This window comes from Bradyrhizobium sp. BRP22 (genome assembly GCF_020194175.1).
Lineage (GTDB): Bacteria > Pseudomonadota > Alphaproteobacteria > Rhizobiales > Xanthobacteraceae > Bradyrhizobium.
This window is the reverse complement of sequence record NZ_JADYVX010000094.1, coordinates 1-1,665: the sequence shown is the minus strand read 5'-3', so window position 1 is coordinate 1,665 and position 1,665 is coordinate 1. Positions and strand designations below refer to the sequence as shown.

At 62.1% G+C, this 1,665-nt stretch carries 1 protein-coding gene; it reads right to left on the bottom strand.

The features are described 5' to 3' along the window. Positions 1 to 15: 15 nt before the first annotated feature. Complete coding sequence (locus I6F35_RS39490; RefSeq protein ID WP_225122955.1) at positions 16 to 1,614, bottom strand: IS1182 family transposase; 1,599 nt, start codon at positions 1,612 to 1,614, stop codon at positions 16 to 18. Positions 1,615 to 1,665: the final 51 nt, after the last annotated feature.

Here is a 1,665-nt window from a genome sequence, read left to right as displayed (position 1 = left end):
GTTTTGAGCGTCCGGCTAGGCTGGCGCGCTCAATTCCGGACAGATCCTAGCTTTTGGGCAGAAGATCAGGGTGTGGAAGCCGGCTATGGCCGCTGACGCAATGTTGAGCAGCAGGGGCACGAGATAAAGCCGGCATTTGGCCAGATAGGCCATAAAGCTGTCGAAGCCAAGGATGCTCAGCACGCGGGAGAAGTTGTAGCAGAGCGCCATCAGGCCCCATTCGCCGCGCACTTTGTCGAAGCCGCGGACGAGGAAGTGGCGGTAGCCCGCCCTGCATTTGAGGGTGCCGAAAGGGTGTTCGGCGAGTTCGGCCCGGCGGCGCATCTGCGCCTCGGCACCTGCCATCCGGGCGCGATGCCGGTCGAGAACAGCCTCGTGCTCCCAACGCTGGATGCTACGCGTCGGCGTCTTGGCCGACAGACAGCGGGAGCGCAAAGGGCAGGCGTCGCAGTCGGCCTTGCGGCTCGTGTAGCGGATCTCGATCCGGCCGGCATTGACCTTGTGCCCGTTCGAAGGTTGCAGAAGAGCACCTGCGGGGCAGCGATAGGCATCCGCCGCTGCGTCATAGATGAACTCTTCATGGCTCAGGCGGCCTTGCGCGGCGAGCCGCTCGCTTCGCTGGGCCCGCGGAACGTAGGCAACGATCCCGTTCTCCTCGCAGTCCTTCAGCGCCTTGCCATTGTAATAGCCAGTGTCGGCGAGCACCGTCAGCGTATCGACGCCAAGCTCCTCCTTCGCGGCCTTCGCCATGGTGTAGAGCTGGCCGCTATCGTTGCCGTCGTTGACGACCTCGCTCGCCGAGATCAGCTTGTGCCTGTCGTCCACCGCGATCTGAACGTTGTAGCCCGCCACCACCTGGCCGTTCTTCGACAGCAAGCGGGCATCCGCATCGGTTCGCGACAACTGCGTCTGGCCCGTCTCTTTCAACTGCGCTAGATCCGCCTTCAGCGTCGCGCGCTTCCTCATCAAAGCCGCAACCTTTTGCCCGACGTCTTCACCGCCCGCGCTTCCGCCATCGTCCGGTCCCGCCGGTGGACGTTCCGCCTCCGCGCTGTCATTGGCTTCCAGCGCGGCGCCATAGGCTTCAATCTCCCGTTCGATCTCCGCCAGTCTCTTGGCAAGCTTGCGCTGCGTCTTGATGCTCGCCTTGCTGGCGTTGCCATCAAAAAACGCCCCGTCGATCGCCACCATTTCACCGCCCAAAAGGCCGAGTTCGCGCATCATCAGCACAAACTCCCGGTTCGTCGCCTTGAGCGCCTTCCAATTGTCCCGGCGGAAATTGGCAATGGTGCGATAGCCGGGCACCAGCTGCTTCATCAGCCAGATCAGTTCGAGATTGCGACTGGCCTCGCGCTCAAGCGCGCGCGAGGACCGGATCCGGTTGGTGTACCCATAAAGATAGAGCTTCAGCAGATCGGCCGGATCGTAAGGCGGTTGTCCTGGCCCGCCGTCTGTGCCGCCATGGCAGAAACCGAGCCGATCAAGGTCCAGCGCCTCGACAAATGCCTCGATTGCCCGAACGGGACTATCCCGGCCCACATAATCTTCGACCCGTGCAGGTAGAAGGCTGACCTGATCCCGGCTGACGCCGGTCTTGAACCTACGATTCGTCATACCGAATCGTACACTCGTTCCTACAAAAAGCTCAGATTCTTACCCAGTCTC